Source organism: Arcicella sp. GW821-FHT09D11, assembly GCF_059416265.1.
Map to the genome: position 1 here is coordinate 52382 of NZ_JBWKOV010000008.1, position 20422 is coordinate 72803.

Annotated in this window: 5 protein-coding genes and 1 CRISPR repeat array; all 5 genes read right to left on the minus strand. The window is 32.1% G+C overall.

The features are described 5' to 3' along the window. Window positions 1-106: 106 nt before the first annotated feature. A CRISPR array of direct repeats spans window positions 107-15102; the repeat unit is 29 nt; unit sequence ATTTCAATTCCACTTGGTACGATTAAAAG. Window positions 15103-15306: 204 nt separating this feature from the next. Then, window positions 15307-15570, minus strand: a complete 264-nt coding sequence (gene cas2 / locus AC07N0_RS19030; RefSeq protein ID WP_323246861.1) for a CRISPR-associated endonuclease Cas2 — start codon at window positions 15568-15570, stop codon at window positions 15307-15309. A 113-nt stretch (window positions 15571-15683) separates the two neighbouring features. Further along, window positions 15684-16688: a type I-B CRISPR-associated endonuclease Cas1b gene (cas1b, locus tag AC07N0_RS19035; protein ID WP_494590521.1), complete on the minus strand. Its 1005-nt coding sequence runs from the start codon at window positions 16686-16688 to the stop codon at window positions 15684-15686. Between the two features lie 47 nt (window positions 16689-16735). Further along, window positions 16736-17266, minus strand: coding sequence for a CRISPR-associated protein Cas4 (cas4, locus tag AC07N0_RS19040; protein ID WP_494590522.1), 531 nt, complete (start codon window positions 17264-17266; stop codon window positions 16736-16738). A gap of 166 nt (window positions 17267-17432) precedes the next feature. Beyond that, window positions 17433-19760: a CRISPR-associated helicase Cas3' gene (cas3, locus tag AC07N0_RS19045; protein ID WP_494590523.1), complete on the minus strand. Its 2328-nt coding sequence runs from the start codon at window positions 19758-19760 to the stop codon at window positions 17433-17435. Further along, entirely contained in the window at window positions 19741-20421 is a 681-nt protein-coding gene (gene cas5b, locus AC07N0_RS19050) for a type I-B CRISPR-associated protein Cas5b (protein WP_494590524.1), read from the minus strand. The genes cas3 and cas5b overlap by 20 nt, the downstream gene beginning before the upstream one ends. Between the last annotated feature and the right edge of the window lies 1 nt (window position 20422).

Below are 20422 nucleotides of genomic sequence, written 5' to 3' on the forward strand. Positions count from 1 at the left end.
TTTGGTGAAATTTTGAGGCAAAATTATATCATATAAAATGCTTTTAACTATCCTTAATACAATTAGAATTAAATTTCAGCCATATAACGATTAGGTTTAATTACTTATTTTAATTCCTTTTGGTGCGATTAAAAGCATCTCTTTCATCCCAACTGAAATCAATATCAAAGTCATTTCAATTCCACTTGGTACGATTAAAAGGCTACGTCAGCATCAGATATTTACTATACAGATGGTAGATTTCAATTCCACTTGGTACGATTAAAAGCAACTAAAGGTTGATGCCTGTAACAAAATTACGGTCAACTTTCAATCCCACTTGGTACGATTAAAAGTTGAGAAATTACAATCTGTTTCATAACCTGAATAAATATTTCAATTCCACTTGGTACGATTAAAAGTCTCATTGAGGAACTTGTAGATAGAGAAATTATTTCAATTCCACTTGGTACGATAAAAGAAAAAATGAACAAAGTTCTATTAGGCTTAAAAAAAATTCAATTCCACTTGGTACGATTAAAAGCAGCCCAAGATTTAAAACAACATTTAACAAAAATGTTATTTCAATTCCACTTGGTACGATTAAAAGAATATTTAGCAGCTTTTTTTGTGAATTTGGTTTATTATTTCAATTCCACTTGGTACGATTAAAAGGAGTGAGAAATTTATGATTTTGGATGATGAAATGAGATTTCAATTCCACTTGGTACGATTAAAAGAATATTTAGTAGCTTTTTTTGTGAATTTGGTTTATTATTTCAATTCCACTTGGTACGATTAAAAGGAGTGAGAAATTTATGATTTTGGATGATGAAATGAGATTTCAATTCCACTTGGTACGATTAAAAGGACCTCGACATTGGCATCGACTGTTTCAGCTTTAATCATTTCAATTCCACTTGGTACGATTAAAAGGCCACTAAGCGTTTCCAGTAAATGTTTATTTTCACAATTTCAATTCCACTTGGTACGATTAAAAGGCCGAAGCATGGTTTATTAACCACTGCATACAAACCCTATTTCAATTCCACTTGGTACGATTAAAAGGTCCCAAAGTATGATGCTGAACTAGAATATCAATTACATTTCAATTCCACTTGGTACGATTAAAAGAATCGCAGACAACCTGCAAAGGGCTTAGGTGATATCGTATTTCAATTCCACTTGGTACGATTAAAAGCGATATGGCTAATCATGTCGATCTTCGCTTGGTAGCATATTTCAATTCCACTTGGTACGATTAAAAGCTTCGTAGGCTTTTTGTTAAATTTTGACACGATTAAATTTCAATTCCACTTGGTACGATTAAAAGCAAACTTCATTTTGAGTTTTGCTAAATCATTAGCCTATTTCAATTCCACTTGGTACGATTAAAAGCTCCAATTCTTTGATATACATTTTGCTCTCGGTTTGATTTCAATTCCACTTGGTACGATTAAAAGAGTATCGGGTGCGAAGTCTAACTCATTATCTTCATATTTCAATTCCACTTGGTACGATTAAAAGGAAACCATCTGCCCAGGCATGGAACGAAGGTCCCATTTATTTCAATTCCACTTGGTACGATTAAAAGTCAGGAAACCATTCGGGATGGAAAGCAGCTATTACATCATTTCAATTCCACTTGGTACGATTAAAAGCCTCAGCCAATTGTACAAGCGGCTAGTAGGGTTTATGATTTCAATTCCACTTGGTACGATTAAAAGGAGTGCCTTGTATTTTTGTTGTTCCAATCACTTCCAATTTCAAGTCCACTTGGTACGATTAAAAGTCACAAGAAGCACAAGATTAATGACGGGCATATTAATTTCAATTCCACTTGGTACGATTAAAAGAATTGCATGTAATAAAATGTATATCGGTTTATTTCATTTCAATTCCACTTGGTACGATTAAAAGTTATCAGTATAACCCATATGCCCGTATTGCTATCATATTTCAATTCCACTTCGTACGATTAAAAGTTCAATTAAAAATTTTATGCAAAAGTCTTATGCTAATTTCAATTCCACTTGGTACGATTAAAAGTTTCATGTACACACTATCACGAATTGCCCGAATTTCATTTCAATTCCACTTGGTACGATTAAAAGGGCTAAAAGCACCACTACAACAACGCCCTAGTGTAATTTCAATTCCACTTGGTACGATTAAAAGTTCCGATTGAAAGCAAAAATCAAAGAATGAATGCTACATTTCAATTCCACTTGGTACGATTAAAAGTATTGACGAGCAAACAATTTTATCATATACCGTATATTTCAATTCCACTTGGTACGATTAAAAGGTTACAAAAATAGTGGTGGGTCAATTATTAGTACCCAATTTCAATTCCACTTGGTACGATTAAAAGGATGGCAAAGGAGTACTTATTAAGAAGATTTTCAAATTTCAATTCCACTTGGTACGATTAAAAGTTTAATGAAACGACTATTGATTAATGCTCAAAATAATTTCAATTCCACTTGGTACGATTAAAAGTTATCTACCTTCGTTCTGACTACATCCTCATAGTCATTTCAATTCCACTTGGTACGATTAAAAGAAATAATTTCTAAAAGTTAAGAGCTTGTCTGTGTCATTTCAATTCCACTTGGTACGATTAAAAGTGGTAATAATCTGTAATGAACGAGGAATTCCTTCAGGATTTCAATTCCACTTGGTACGATTAAAAGCATAGATTTGGAAAGAGATATGTGTACAACCTGCATTTCAATTCCACTTGGTATGATTAAAAGATCAAATAACGAAAGAATATCATCATTACTAAAGTTCAATTTCAATTCCACTTAGTACGATTAAAAGGTGCTGTTCTTTATCTTCTTTGGACGCTTTTTTCTCCTATTTCAATTCCACTTGGTACGATTAAAAGAATTTGCAAAAGGATTTTTTCTTTTGCAAATTAAAAATTTCAATTCCACTTGGTACGATTAAAAGCACCCTGACTTTTGTTTTCAAGAAAACATTTTCGGTATATTTCAATTCCACTTGGTACGATTAAAAGTGTTCCTATTCTAGTTTCCCACTTCGCCAAGTAAGATATTTCAATTCCACTTGGTACGATTAAAAGAACATGTCGAGTAAAAACAGGCTGAAATATCGACACATTTCAATTCCACTTGGTACGATTAAAAGAAAATTAAGTTGAAGTATTTGCGTGTTAAGCCGTTATTTCAATTCCACTTGGTACGATTAAAAGAGAAGAAAAAGGCTAAACGAAGCCATAGAAAAAATTAATTTCAATTCCACTTGGTACGATTAAAAGTACGCTTACCTACATGAATTCCGTTGATTTGCATCAAATTTCAATTCCACTTGGTACGATTAAAAGCGGGTTCTTTGATATTGCAATAACTGATATTCCTTAATTTCAATTCCACTTGGTACGATTAAAAGACAAAATGTGTACAAGTTGGACTTAGGTTTCAAAAATTTCAATTCCACTTGGTACGATTAAAAGATTTGATGTATCTAACAACATTGACGACTTCCAACAAATTTCAATTCCACTTGGTACGATTAAAAGTTTAAATGTACGCTCGATTGGTTATTAAGAGGAATATTTCAATTCCACTTGGTACGATTAAAAGATAGAAGTTGAAGCAAAAGACCTATCAGATTTAGGAATTTCAATTCCACTTGGTACGATTAAAAGACTACTCGCAAGACAAAGCGGACGAGTTCGCGCAAATTTCAATTCCACTTGGTACGATTAAAAGCGCTAAGTATCTGCATATTTTGACTTGTTAAATCCTTATTTCAATTCCACTTGGTACGATTAAAAGCTGCCTCATGGTGGTAGAGTAGGCTTTTCTGAAACAAATTTCAATTCCACTTGGTACGATTAAAAGGTAAATTCATTTTGAATGATGAATTTATAAATCTCATTTCAATTCCACTTGGTACGATTAAAAGAGCCCTATTTACGATGCAACTAATGCTTTGCTTAGTACATTTCAATTCCACTTGGTACGATTAAAAGCTTTTGGTTCTCTAAGCATTGAAAGAAGACTAAACGAAATTTCAATTCCACTTGGTACGATTAAAAGATATTTTCCTTCAAGGGCTTTCAACAGGTATTTGCTATTTCAATTCCACTTGGTACGATTAAAAGAGGTAACAAATATAAAAGGAAACCTAATTGTTTATAAATTTCAATTCCACTTGGTACGATTAAAAGATACCATGCATACGAAAACGAGCTTATTTGTTCGATATTTCAATTCCACTTGGTACGATTAAAAGAAAACTAAACGGAGTGGAACCTTTGGAAATTTTAGACTATTTCAATTCCACTTGGTACGATTAAAAGAGTACATAGCTCGCGAGTACTATCACCCCTTAACAAAATTTCAATTCCACTTGGTACGATTAAAAGCCTAGTAACGCGTCGTTGCTTGCTTGCCCTAAAAATTATTTCAATTCCACTTGGTACGATTAAAAGTGAGTAACTGTAGCGTGCTAATAGTTTTACTACTAATTTCAATTCCACTTGGTACGATTAAAAGTATAAAGAAACATCGTGAAGAGAAAGAGTTTGAAAAGATTTCAATTCCACTTGGTACGATTAAAAGAAAAAGCATGAATTTGAAGTTGATAGCAATGATTATATTTCAATTCCACTTGGTACGATTAAAAGTTTGGCTATAATTGCAAGCTCATCTTTAGATAATCTATTTCAATTCCACTTGGTACGATTAAAAGTGTAATTCATGGTTATGCTTTGTAAATATTTCTAATATTTCAATTCCACTTGGTACGATTAAAAGCAGGATGAGCTTTATAAAATAGGAAGGACTGTAAAATTTCAATTCCACTTGGTACGATTAAAAGGAGCTGTTTGTCTTTAATCAAAAAGATATTATTTGAAATTTCAATTCCACTTGGTACGATTAAAAGTTATTTACTTTAAAAATTTCTCGTTCCATATCTTTCATTTCAATTCCACTTGGTACGATTAAAAGGGGTTGCTATTATTCCATTATCGGACATTATCGTAATTTCAATTCCACTTGGTACGATTAAAAGAGTATATCAACGATTTTCACATAAATAAAAAAAGTTCATTTCAATTCCACTTGGTACGATTAAAAGTGATTGAAAACTCCATTGATGAGAATTTTGTACGTTATTTCAATTCCACTTGGTACGATTAAAAGGGATGATTGTAATCATCAATGCCTACTTGAAAAATATATTTCAATTCCACTTGGTACGATTAAAAGACAAGTAAAAGCTTTTACCATTAAACCATCACAGCAATTTCAATTCCACTTGGTACGATTAAAAGTGGAGGATTACGTTTGTCTCGACAATGCCTGTAACAAATTTCAATTCCACTTGGTACGATTAAAAGACAAGTAAAAGCTTTTACCATTAAACCATCACAGCAATTTCAATTCCACTTGGTACGATTAAAAGAATTATCTAATTTGAAAGAATTAGCAACCGAAACATATTTCAATTCCACTTGGTACGATTAAAAGTTTACCAGACACTAAGAAGCCTTATATCATTATAACGTATTTCAATTCCACTTGGTACGATTAAAAGTGCCAAGTTTTAGTGTAGAATATGTACCAAATACATGATTTCAATTCCACTTGGTACGATTAAAAGAGTATATTGAATCTGGAATATCAATCGAACCTAATAATTTCAATTCCACTTGGTACGATTAAAAGTAATGGTCAATGGGATTTTGATGTACTTGCTAACAAAATTTCAATTCCACTTGGTACGATTAAAAGACTCTTTTGATTGATAGAGTAATAGCATACCAAAAGGATTTCAATTCCACTTGGTACGATTAAAAGCCTAGAATATGTAAACAAAGTGGATGGCTCGATAGCAAATTTCAATTCCACTTGGTACGATTAAAAGAGTTTCGGACTGCTGAATAAAAAGATGTAGCTCTTTATTTCAATTCCACTTGGTACGATTAAAAGAAAGGGTGGGAAAGTTCAGGTACTACATAAAACAAGTGCATTTCAATTCCACTTGGTACGATTAAAAGTACAGGACTTCCTTGGGAAAACAATATAGATACCCAATGATTTCAATTCCACTTGGTACGATTAAAAGAAATCCAATATTGCGATTGTCATTGACATGAGCACATTTCAATTCCACTTGGTACGATTAAAAGTGATGACAAAGTTGTCGGTGCAATCTCAAGAAACTTATTTCAATTCCACTTGGTACGATTAAAAGTTACCTAATGTTAGTATCGCATTTGAGGACGGGAATCTATTTCAATTCCACTTGGTACGATTAAAAGTGCGTCCATGTACCCAACACGTCCACGCCTCAGAGCAAATTTCAATTCCACTTGGTACGATTAAAAGTTTGTGTATATCCATCTTTAAAACATTATAAAATCTATTTCAATTCCACTTGGTACGATTAAAAGATTGAATCTTTTAAATCACAAGAAGATTCTTTGAGGATATTTCAATTCCACTTGGTACGATTAAAAGCCTTTTCAAAATGAAGCTGAAATAGTGTATTTACAAATTTCAATTCCACTTGGTACGATTAAAAGGAGTTCTTATGAGGAGCAAACTATTAGTATTACCAATTTCAATTCCACTTGGTACGATTAAAAGGCAAAGTTTTTGAATTAAGAAAATTACTTGAAGAAAATTTCAATTCCACTTGGTACGATTAAAAGCTTTAATTTTTCAATCTCAGCATCCTTTTCAGCTGAATTTCAATTCCACTTGGTACGATTAAAAGAAATATAAGAAAAGAACCCCAATATCCTAAATCTACATTTCAATTCCACTTGGTACGATTAAAAGTATACTTTGTTTAGGACGACGTCATCCAATACTAACAAATTTCAATTCCACTTGGTACGATTAAAAGGTCGGTTAACGAAATTGTAAACCCATTTGGGTTGCCAGATTTCAATTCCACTTGGTACGATTAAAAGGCCTGTTCGTCATTCGTACCATAAAGCACATCAATAGTATTTCAATTCCACTTGGTACGATTAAAAGAGTAAGACGGCAATAAAGCGGTGTAAGATTAGTTTGATTTCAATTCCACTTGGTACGATTAAAAGCTTGCAAAGATTCCTGCTAAGGTTGACTTATCAAAATTTCAATTCCACTTGGTACGATTAAAAGTGGCAAAACCATATTCCAATCTATCGGCTTACATTTATTTCAATTCCACTTGGTACGATTAAAAGAGTAAGACGGCAATAAAGCGGTGTAAGATTAGTTTGATTTCAATTCCACTTGGTACGATTAAAAGCTTGCAAAGATTCCTGCTAAGGTTGACTTATCAAAATTTCAATTCCACTTGGTACGATTAAAAGTGGCAAAACCATATTCCAATCTATCGGCTTACATTTATTTCAATTCCACTTGGTACGATTAAAAGATTTTGCTTTTCTACCTTTTTTAAAATATTTCCTTGATTTCAATGCCACTTGGTACGATTAAAAGAATTATAGACTTATGCTGTGCCTTATAATCAACATTTAATTTCAATTCCACTTGGTACGATTAAAAGAAACAATTAAATAAATGTCAAAATTCGAGGAAATACATTTCAATTCCACTTGGTACGATTAAAAGAAGTAAAGAATTTTTTCAGAGGCGTCCCCGACTAAATTTCAATTCCACTTGGTACGATTAAAAGACAATTCAACTAGAGCGGAAAGCTCAAGAAGAATATTTCAATTCCACTTGGTACGATTAAAAGTTAGGGTTTTTTAGTCTGGTACGGTAAAACCATTTATCATTTCAATTCCACTTGGTACGATTAAAAGAATATTGCTCATAATCAGCATCAGGGTCGTTTGTCATTTCAATTCCACTTGGTACGATTAAAAGCTGAAAATCAAAACTTAGGTGAAAATCTTGACGTAAAATTTCAATTCCACTTGGTACGATTAAAAGAATAGTTTTGATTCTCAATACAATGAGGATGCCAATATTTCAATTCCACTTGGTACGATTAAAAGTCCTTCGCCTGCTACTGATTACATTGAGTTATCTTATTTCAATTCCACTTGGTACGATTAAAAGTGTCTGCGACTGCTGCTGTGGCTGGTGTGGGAACTGATTTCAATTCCACTTGGTACGATTAAAAGAATTTTATAGAGTACTATGCCACCAATACAATTATCGATTTCAATTCCACTTGGTACGATTAAAAGAGTAGTTTCTTTAGCGTCATCCGAAACTGCTGTACATTTCAATTCCACTTGGTACGATTAAAAGAATCACTTCGGTTTGAAATGCACTTCTAAGATTTGAATTTCAATTCCACTTGGTACGATTAAAAGCTATACAATTCGCTGTTATGGAAACGCCCTTATTTAATTTCAATTCCACTTGGTACGATTAAAAGTTATTAAGTGAAGATGGTATTTCTAAAGCTAAATCAAATTTCAATTCCACTTGGTACGATTAAAAGTGAATCATTACGACCGTGTTCAAAAACAATAAAATATTTCAATTCCACTTGGTACGATTAAAAGCTAAATATTTACCTAGCGTGCCTTTATTTGTCACAATATTTCAATTCCACTTGGTACGATTAAAAGCTCGACTTGAGTAAACGAAACCTTATCATGTACATTTTATTTCAATTCCACTTGGTACGATTAAAAGATTATTGCCACAGAAAACATACAAAGCCACAACAGTAAATTTCAATTCCACTTGGTACGATTAAAAGAATCCTTTTCGGCTATATCTTTGAGCCAAAGAGAATATTTCAATTCCACTTGGTACGATTAAAAGTGCTAACCCTGCGTGTGTTTCTATAAAAATATCATGATTTCAATTCCACTTGGTACGATTAAAAGAAAAACTGCCGTGTTTTTGATTAAATCCCCTATTTATTTCAATTCCACTTGGTACGATTAAAAGATGAATACTACCATGACACTAATAGAGATCTACTTTACATTTCAATTCCACTTGGTACGATTAAAAGCCTATAAAAAGCAATTGGCACACGCCATAAACCGTGATTTCAATTCCACTTGGTACGATTAAAAGTTCTGCGTAAGGTAAAAGCCCCCATTGTGAACCAAACTATTTCAATTCCACTTGGTACGATTAAAAGAACATCTGGCTATGTCTATTTTGTTGGGTGGTATGTGATTTCAATTCCACTTGGTACGATTAAAAGTTTTATTGGTTTGGAAAGTCATTATCCCAATGATGAAATTTCAATTCCACTTGGTACGATTAAAAGTTAGTGTAGGGAATCCGAAGCAAATAAAGTTTGAAAAATTTCAATTCCACTTGGTACGATTAAAAGAACTTCAATTGTATTATTTCGCAACGAAATAGTAAAATTTCAATTCCACTTGGTACGATTAAAAGACGAGGTATCACGTAACATCTGCAATTCCAACCATTATTTCAATTCCACTTGGTACGATTAAAAGTATCAATGTTATCTAAAAATGTAGGATTTATGTTTTGATTTCAATTCCACTTGGTACGATTAAAAGTTAACATCAATCAAATCTGTCCACATTTCATCATATTTCAATTCCACTTGGTACGATTAAAAGTGAGCTTGCGAAAAATATTCCTGTTTTAAAACTGAATTTCAATTCCACTTGGTACGATTAAAAGCACCAAATTAGATGCTTTGCAAACTCCAAAGAGAACTATTTCAATTCCACTTGGTACGATTAAAAGTACTAGTGCTTGGACAAAGCCTTATCATTTTCCAAATTTCAATTCCACTTGGTACGATTAAAAGTTACTTTCAGTAGCTAAAGCATGCTGATGATTAAGATATTTCAATTCCACTTGGTACGATTAAAAGATGACGCATCATAACACGCTGCCATTCCGTACCAAAATTTCAATTCCACTTGGTACGATTAAAAGGAAAAATAAATACAAAAAATAGCCCAAACGATTTTCGTTATTTCAATTCCACTTGGTACGATTAAAAGAATATCGAAGGCTTAAAAGGCCTCCCTGATAATGCTGCATTTCAATTCCACTTGGTACGATTAAAAGAATCAGTAACCAAGGTAACGATAGTGACTCACTATAATTTCAATTCCACTTGGTACGATTAAAAGTTTACAAAAATGATTAAGTACCAAGATATTAGTAGCATTTCAATTCCACTTGGTACGATTAAAAGAAATGTAAATTGAGGTTCGATGCTGTAGGTCGTTCAATTTCAATTCCACTTGGTACGATTAAAAGAGTTTACAGTATTGACGAAGCTTTTCTAGATTTGTCATTTCAATTCCACTTGGTACGATTAAAAGGTTTTTGCCCCCTTTATATCAACAATTGTATTTTGTATTTTGTATTTCAATTCCACTTGGTACGATTAAAAGTGAAAAAGCTATTGATGAAAACGGAGACAAAATAACTAATTTCAATTCCACTTGGTACGATTAAAAGATTTTTGTAATTCAAAATATAAATGCAGACTATAAATTTCAATTCCACTTGGTACGATTAAAAGTTCAAGTAGCACACAATCAATACAGAAGGGACAAGAATTTCAATTCCACTTGGTACGATTAAAAGCGACATGGATTCTATTCTATCGTATTTGTCCTTTTATTTCAATTCCACTTGGTACGATTAAAAGAAAACCGATTCAGGTTCAGGCTCGTACACTATCCAATTTCAATTCCACTTGGTACGATTAAAAGCAAAAGCAGGTTAGTGAAGCAAAAAAAGATTTAAATTTCAATTCCACTTGGTACGATTAAAAGTTCATCTTTATTTTTAGTTTACTCCCCCTCTCCAAAATTTCAATTCCACTTGGTACGATTAAAAGCTTTGTATTTTTTTATATACCTCTCTCTTTCAATTTCATTTCAATTCCACTTGGTACGATTAAAAGACATCTAATGCACTGACATACCCAATGCAAATAATATTTCAATTCCACTTGGTACGATTAAAAGTGTTCGTCATTCGTACCATAAAGCACATCAACAGTATTTCAATTCCACTTGGTACGATTAAAAGAATGATGATATTTCTTCATGAGTTATTTTACCATCATTTCAATTCCACTTGGTACGATTAAAAGAAGCCCATACCATCAAAATGCCACAGCGTCAATTTAATTTCAATTCCACTTGGTACGATTAAAAGCAAATGTGATTCTCCAATCATCAGTTTTCTCAGCAGAATTTCAATTCCACTTGGTACGATTAAAAGTTCAAAACCTATTGTTTTCAACATTTCGTTGATTGTATCAATTTCAATTCCACTTGGTACGATTAAAAGAAGGCGGTAAATCAATGATTCTTTGCTCATTTCAATTTCAATTCCACTTGGTACGATTAAAAGCTCCTACAATTTCATCTAATCCTATTACAGTCATTAAATTTCAATTCCACTTGGTACGATTAAAAGATTTCAGCTTTCTTTGCTGTTGCCATCTGAGAAGGAAATTTCAATTCCACTTGGTACGATTAAAAGTAAATATAAATTTGAAAGAAAATAAATATAAAACAAATTTCAATTCCACTTGGTACGATTAAAAGCAGGGGAAGGCACAGGGAAATTACAACTCAATCGCAGATTTCAATTCCACTTGGTACGATTAAAAGGGTCGTATTCTTTTAACTTCCCTCGTCTCTACCATTTTTATTTCAATTCCACTTGGTACGATTAAAAGTCTGCCGTTACATAGGTTTTGGGGTTGGTTTTTATTATATTTCAATTCCACTTGGTACGATTAAAAGTTTCGCAACGCATCTGCAAACCTCCGTTCACTCGCATTTCAATTCCACTTGGTACGATTAAAAGTTATTTACTGGCAAAAACGGGATTGATGGAACAAAAATTTCAATTCCACTTGGTACGATTAAAAGCAAGATAAACGATATTATTCAAAATCCTGACGAAGTAATTTCAATTCCACTTGGTACGATTAAAAGGCTAATCCCATCAATTCCATAAGTGCTATTATCCGTAGCATTTCAATTCCACTTGGTACGATTAAAAGGGCAAAAACGGCTCAGGAAAAAGCACAATAGGTGAATTTCAATTCCACTTGGTACGATTAAAAGCATGGTTTCAAAATTCAGAACAAACCGCCCATCATATTTCAATTCCACTTGGTACGATTAAAAGCTTAAAAGGTTTATTAAGCGTACCCCCACCTCAAAATTTCAATTCCACTTGGTACGATTAAAAGTTTGAACAAAGTCGCAGACCCTTCAAGCGTTGATGCATTTCAATTCCACTTGGTACGATTAAAAGGGGAATATTTCAGGTTCAGCTTATCAAACATACGAATTTCAATTCCACTTGGTACGATTAAAAGGCGGCTTTTTGGGCTTCGGCGGCGGCTTGGGTTGCACATTTCAATTCCACTTGGTACGATTAAAAGACATGATAATGCGTTGCATTATCATTCACAATTATATTTCAATTCCACTTGGTACGATTAAAAGTATTATTAGCGAAACTTTATTTCCTAAAATATGAACAATTTCAATTCCACTTGGTACGATTAAAAGGGCATGATGATATTGAATTGTTAAAAATTATAAGCCTAATTTCAATTCCACTTGGTACGATTAAAAGTTATTTGAATTTTAGGGCTGAGACTGAGGTTTGTATATTTCAATTCCACTTGGTACGATTAAAAGTCCAGAACTTTAATAACTCCTACAATAGCGATAATATTTCAATTCCACTTGGTACGATTAAAAGTAGTGATGAAATGTGGGTAAAAGTTGGCACTTCACTATTTCAATTCCACTTGGTACGATTAAAAGAATTGACTCACAAGAATTTGTAAAAGGCCTTTTAGCATTTCAATTCCACTTGGTACGATTAAAAGCGAAAGATTCTAGTCTCGTCCCCTACAGAAATTTCAAATTTCAATTCCACTTGGTACGATTAAAAGAACAATTCTACCTTTTCTACCTGTATTATCAGATTTATTTCAATTCCACTTGGTACGATTAAAAGGGATGCAAAAATAAACTTGACTACAAGAGTTTTGTCATTTCAATTCCACTTGGTACGATTAAAAGGAAGTACTTCAGCAAACTAAGCAGAATCAAAAAAGTAATTTCAATTCCACTTGGTACGATTAAAAGCCACAATATTATAATCAAGCAAAGAAATTGGAAGCTATTTCAATTCCACTTGGTACGATTAAAAGCCCGCATTTTGATGAAAATCAATGTCCGCCAAATCTATTTCAATTCCACTTGGTACGATTAAAAGTTTCTGTTCGGATTTTACTCAGAATTTTCCAACTGGTATTTCAATTCCACTTGGTACGATTAAAAGTATTTTCCGTTCGTATGCTTAGGAATATCAAAAGGATTTCAATTCCACTTGGTACGATTAAAAGGATGAGTTAAGGTATAGGAATCTAACGCTACTAGGCTTATTTCAATTCCACTTGGTACGATTAAAAGACTGATAAGGTTTATGTTTCTGCACAAATAACAGGTGAATTTCAATTCCACTTGGTACGATTAAAAGCTAAAAGCGTTGTTGTGGATTTGAATAGTTTAAGTATATTTCAATTCCACTTGGTACGATTAAAAGAGCACTGTTGTGCCATCAAGAGAAGTACTTATTTTCATTTCAATTCCACTTGGTACGATTAAAAGTTTTCTCTTTAAGTTCTTTATCAAGGTCTTCTTTTTCATTTCAATTCCACTTGGTACGATTAAAAGTACCTTTTACAATTACCAATTCTCTTTTGCTCAATTATTTCAATTCCACTTGGTACGATTAAAAGGGTTCAAACATTTTGCATTAATCGCATTACATCAAAATTTCAATTCCACTTGGTACGATTAAAAGTTTCCAATTTTAGGGAATGCCTATGCTGTTCCTTCATTTCAATTCCACTTGGTACGATTAAAAGGATGAAGCTTTACGCCCAACGATTACACAATTACTATTTCAATTCCACTTGGTACGATTAAAAGAATAAGCGACCCTAGAGCGGTTGATTATATAAAAATTCAATTTCAATTCCACTTGGTACGATTAAAAGAAAGAGGAAAAGGAATTAATAAAAAAGTTCTGGAATATTTCAATTCCACTTGGTACGATTAAAAGTCTAGCGTCTTCATTAGAGTAGCCCCTTTTTCATTTTGATTTCAATTCCACTTGGTACGATTAAAAGCTTCAAAGGTAGAATTGCATTCTCAAAAGATGCACTATTTCAATTCCACTTGGTACGATTAAAAGAAAAAGGAATTAATTGACTTAGACACGTGGCATGAGATTTCAATTCCACTTGGTACGATTAAAAGATATAAGAACACCTAGCGACGAAATATTGTCAAAATTTCAATTCCACTTGGTACGATTAAAAGTACACAAAATACACGAAGAGGTTGAAGTATTAGAACTATTTCAATTCCACTTGGTACGATTAAAAGAAGAAAGCGGATGAATATGCACAACGTGCAAGTTACATTTCAATTCCACTTGGTACGATTAAAAGTCTAGTGTAATACTGTTGATACCTAGAACCATATTAAAATTTCAATTCCACTTGGTACGATTAAAAGTTTTTGTTAATGGATGAACTAAACCACTTTTCAAAATTTCAATTCCACTTGGTACGATTAAAAGGCTGGGTCTATATCGTTTAGGATAGTGACCTTTGCATTTCAATTCCACTTGGTACGATTAAAAGTCATTGAGGAACTTGTAGATAGAGAAATTATTTTAATTTCAATTCCACTTGGTACGATTAAAAGTATCAGGAACTCCCAAAACGTTTTCATGTAAAAACCATATTTCAATTCCACTTGGTACGATTAAAAGAGCAATCCTGAAAAAGACAAAGCGACAAAACTATTAAATTTCAATTCCACTTGGTACGATTAAAAGGCAGTAATATATTTCGCTCCACTTGTTACAAATGTATATTTCAATTCCACTTGGTACGATTAAAAGTTAATGTATAGTGAGACATACTCATAATCACCATCATTTCAATTCCACTTGGTACGATTAAAAGCTTATCGTCGTCGTATTGTAAATCAAGGCCTACAATATTTCAATTCCACTTGGTACGATTAAAAGCTGATGTTACTATATACATACTGATCAGGTTCTAAATTTCAATTCCACTTGGTACGATTAAAAGCCGTTGCAAAAACGGCTTATTTGCCTCAATTTAACACTTTTTTTGTTATAAAAAACAACTAAAAATCGTCAACCTATAATGATATGATTTTAATGGGATATCGACGACAATTGATAATCAATCACTTAGCTTATTTTGAGATATTTTTCAAGTTAATTATGCTTAAAAAATATTGGGGTTTTTCTTCTTCGACGACATTTATATTTATAAAAAATTATCAATGTTACTTAATTCCTTACCTACTATCTGTTTATCTAGCCATTTTTGGTCTCTACTTTTAAACAAAATTAAACTATCAAATTCTTCATTCATTATTTTTTTCGCTCCTATCACTAGCTCTTTAAGCTTCACTTCTGTAATCTCTCCTTCAAAAACAGAATTCTGAATCCAATTTAAATATTTTCGGCAGTGTTTCAACATTTTGCCTACTCGTCTTTCACCAATATCGTATACTAATATTACATACATAATTTTATAATCTATCTGTTAATTAAAAATGTTGCTGGTATATTAAAAGACTAATGTCTAATAATTTATATGTACAAATGTTACATAAAAACTATTAGACACTTTGCTACCCTTTACCAATTCATCTTAAAAGGTTTATACTCTTCTATTCCCAAAATATGTTTACTCAATTTATAGCATTCCAGTTTTACAAGGTGTTTATAACTTACTGACCGCCCAAGGTTTCTGTGTTTAAAAGTCTCTTTTAGTTTTTCGTCAAAGGCTGCCATAAATATCTTTCTGGCAGATTCTTTCATCACACAACGGTTCAATTCCTGTCTAAAATCGTTTGATTGAATTTGTTTCTTATTGAGCAAGCTAAAAATAGTTCTATCCACTAATATGGGTTTAAATATTTCAGCTAAATCTAACGCTAAAGAATACCTCCTATAGCCTGGTTCATGCAAAAAACTTATCGTAGGATTTAACTGAGTATGATAAATTTGTCCTAAACAAAGGGTATAACACATCATATTTCCGAAAGAAATTAAGGTATTTATTTCATTATTAGGAGGCTGTTTAGTTCGATTTCCCATCTGAAAATCATTAATTATTACATCAAAGGCTTCATAATAAGTCTGTCTAACGTTTCCTTCTAAACCCATTAATTCATCTATTTGAGTAGTCAGAGCAATCTTTTCTATATATCCTTCTATTGCTTTTACTTGTCTTGCTACGTCCTTTTGTCGATTATTATAATAGCTTAAATTCTTCAACATATTCGTAGCTCCTCCTAATACGAACTTTTGGGCAAGTATAATTCGCTTTTTATTGGTTAGGTAATATTTTGTTTGTTCTACCTGCATTTTACCCGCCAGTAAATACTCTTTGGGCATAAATGAACCTGTGTAGTGCTCATAATAATCAAAGAAATGAACAGCTACTTGATTCTTTCCCAAAAAATTATACATGGCTGAATTGGCATCTAAAGAGCCAAAACAATAAAGATTATCTACTGTTTCGATAGGGATAAATCGGGGCTGACCTTCATTGCCATGTTCATCAATAGGTTGAAATTTCAATGTATTATCTTGTCGAGATAATCTTCCAGGGTTAAATAAATAATAGGGCTTTTTCATCATTGTAGATTTACTAACGGTAAGCTATATATTTTAATAGTACATCTTTATTCTTCTCCACTCCAACAAAATTCGAAATAAGAGCAATTTTTACATTTACTTTTTGGTAATGGAGGCGGACACATTTCTTGGTTGATAATCTCATTCACTTTTTCCACCCAACGTTCTACATTCTGAATGTCATCCTCCAACAATTCAACTTTTTCAGTTTGCCTTAACTTGGGGTATTCAATCAATCCATAATTAGCTGATATTCCATTTTTACGCAACAAATACAAATAAAATTGTACCTGAGCAACATGGGCCATCTCTTTAGCACTAGACTTCTTTATTTCATGAACTACTCCAGTCTTGGCATCATAAAAATCTATTTTTGCATTACAGGTTATCCCATTAATCTCAGTAGAAATAGCTACTTCTTGATTTCGTTCAGCTCTTTGCGGGTAACTCTCCTCCCCAATTTGCTTTCCCTCAGTTACTAAATCTGAAGTATGCTCCATTGTAATATTATTGGAAAACAGCCATACCTTTCGATGACATACATGTAAGTAGTTTAAATGTGTAGCGGTGATATTCATAGTGTGTAAAATTTTATCTTGTTTACATTTATGTGATTATTAATATATGATTGTACAAAAGACCTCAATTTATAGGCGTTGAAATACAAATTATCTTGATATGTAACAAATCCTTTTTTTAATTAATAATTGAATTATATTTATTTTAAGTTTTGTATGGTTTTGTCTACCATAAATTGTCATCAACCCAAGGATTTTCTTTATCGGTAAAAAGCCCCAATTCAGTGTTATAAATTTTATTTGTTAAAAAATAATCTATCTTCATTAAATCACCTTTCTTATTTTTTTCAAATGCAAATGATTCTTTTCTAATAGTATCTTTATTAATCCAACTCGCAAAACGTCTTTTACTTACTGAAACTTTAAGGTTCTCAGCACTAATAAAATCAAATGAAACCAAATACTTCTCAAATTGTTCTTTGTACATCTGTGGTAATATTTTTGCTCCATCAAATTTAGAATAAAAATCATCTTCTGTCTTTTTGGAATGAACTAAAGGAATCAACAAATCAATAGTAGCTTTCATTGTTTCATAAGTCGTTTGAAAATCATTTAACTGTTCTATCGACCATTCAGGATAAACAAAGTCTATATACTTCTGTAAAATTGCTTCATCTATTATGCCTTCATTCTCATTTTTAGAAAATATTTCAATAGTTCTTTCTATCACTGTTTTATCATAAATATGAAAATCAGATTCATTATTTTCACGAAATACGATACATGGCGCAATCCCTTTCTCTCTTTTTCTATTTACCCTTCCAAATCGTTGAAGCAAAGCATCAATAGGGGCAGGTTCTGTATAAATTATATTAAAATCAATATCAAGACTAACCTCAATAGCTTGGGTACCTACTAGCAACATTACATCATCTATATCTTTGTTTAATTCTGACTGTAAAAGTGTTTGTTCATGACTATTTCTATCCACTCCATTAAAACCTCCATGAAGAAGCACAGACTTAACATTTTCTTTCTTTAAGATATTGTATATTTCTTGTGATTTTGCCACAGTATTACAAACAACTAAAACTTTATTACCTTTTCTTAAATCTTGTTGTATAATAGATAAGTTTTCCTCTAATAAACCATTCTCTAAGATAATTTTATGTCTTTTAAAAGTATCAAAAAGAGCATTGTTAGCAAAAACAGGCTTATATTCACCAATTGCCATTACAAGTTCATTTCTTAAAAACCGAGGCAATGTTGCTGTCATAATCATAACTTTAACATTAAGATGTTTTGTAGCAAGCTCTAATAATACTTTTATTTGAGCAAATGTTTTAGGGTCATACGCATGAATTTCATCAAAAATAAAATATCCATTAACCCATTCAAAAAAACCTTGCTCAAATCCTTTTAAACCGAAAAGATTTTTTAGCAATTGAAAGGGTGTACATACTTTTATTGGGGTGGTTACATATTTAAATTTCTGCTTTAACTCTTTAATTGCTTCTATTTTATTACTTTGACTATATTGGTGTTCTTCAAAATAATTATTGAGATATGCACTCAATTTTCCATGTAGCATTCCTACTTTTTCATCATCAATTACCTTTCTAAGTCTTTCAAACATAGCATTAATAGATGCCGTGAAAGGAAGAATATAAAAAATTCTACCAGTTTGGCTTTCTTCAAAGTGTCTTCTTAACCATAGAAAAGCACTCTCAGTTTTTCCTGAGCCTGTTGGAGCAGTAAGTATAACATTCCCTAGTGTTTCAGCACAATCTTTTTGATGCTGATAAAAATCATAACCTTTTGTCTTTAGGTCAAGTTGGTACTTGTTTAAAAATCCAAAATCCTTCAAAGTTGTCGCTGGAATGTGCTTTACCCCTGCTGAACCTAAATGGTCACAATTTTTAATAGCACCAAATAACAACACTAAAAACCAATAATCTTTATTTTTAATATTTATTCCATTTTTTAAATATTTGGGGATTTCATTTTGAATGGCATTTAAATATTTTTTGGGGTTATCCTTTAACGTAATATTGAACTCATCCTTAAGAAGTTCTCTAATCTCTTTTACTTTAACTTTACTAAATTCTAACTCAAATGTAATTTTATCTATTGAGCCTAAATCAAGGTTGTAAGGGTCATTCTTATCTGATTCATAGAAATTAGAAATATACTTTGAAAAGAGTTGACCAAAATCCTTATGATGACCCGCTATTGCTAAAAATATTAAGTGATTAATGTTACTCTCTTGAATTTCATCAAAAGCTAGAAAAAAAGGTAATGAAAAGAGTTCATGTCTTTGTCTTTTCCAATTATCTTTTTCTTTTCTCAACATTTTCTGAAACTCAATATGACCTTTCCCTAAATCATGAAAAATCATCGCTATTTTTACCAAATGCCAAAAATCTTTTGGGATGTTTGGCATTTGGATAATATTAGCAAATTGGCGTTCTAAAAGTGAATGGATAGATAAACAATCATTTATATGACCTAATAATGTTATCTGAGGCTCAGATTTAGCTAACAAGTTGTTCATAACTATAATTTAGTTGATGTAAAAATACATTCAAGCCAATAGTTTCGTCTCTGAAGGTTTCAATATTAGATGTACCTACAGCACTCTTACATGAAACAATAGAATAGGGTTTTGTTCCTAAATTCTTCCTAGGGAAAGTGTTCGTAAAGTATTGTGGCAAAGCTTGTATCATCCCTGACAATTTATAGGGGAACACAGGAACAATCTGCCCTTTAAGTTCACTAACATTATCGTTTATAGATAAATCAACCTCTGCAATATTATCAACACTAGCTAGGTCATTCATCCTACCAAGTAGCAAAGGATATACAGGCTCTTTAAAATATTGAGCAATTTCATTATTACTAGTGTAAATTATAAGGTGTGGGTTAAATAAAAACTCTCTTCGAATAACATTTGATTTTGCATTATTATTCGATGTACTTTTACCATTTCCATCCATTTGATAAATAGTTTCCAAATCAACAGCTTTTGAATCATATTCAAAATAATACCCTAATTTTTCATTTTCATAAGTAATAAATTTTCCTGCAGCTGCATTAATTAGTCCTAACACTGTACTCAATGGTGGTACTTCCAATGTGGGCTGAAAACCACTTAATAGATTAGGGTATCTAAAACTGGCTGTCCAACCTGAAATATCAATTTTATGGAATTTCATA

Coding starts and splice junctions, on each gene's coding strand:
- cas2 (WP_323246861.1), bottom strand. CDS start 15,570: ATGTATGTAATATTAGTATACGATATTGGTGAAAGACGAGTAGGCAAA.
- cas1b (WP_494590521.1), bottom strand. CDS start 16,688: ATGAAAAAGCCCTATTATTTATTTAACCCTGGAAGATTATCTCGACAA.
- cas4 (WP_494590522.1), bottom strand. CDS start 17,266: ATGAATATCACCGCTACACATTTAAACTACTTACATGTATGTCATCGA.
- cas3 (WP_494590523.1), bottom strand. CDS start 19,760: ATGAACAACTTGTTAGCTAAATCTGAGCCTCAGATAACATTATTAGGT.
- cas5b (WP_494590524.1), bottom strand. CDS start 20,421: ATGAAATTCCATAAAATTGATATTTCAGGTTGGACAGCCAGTTTTAGA.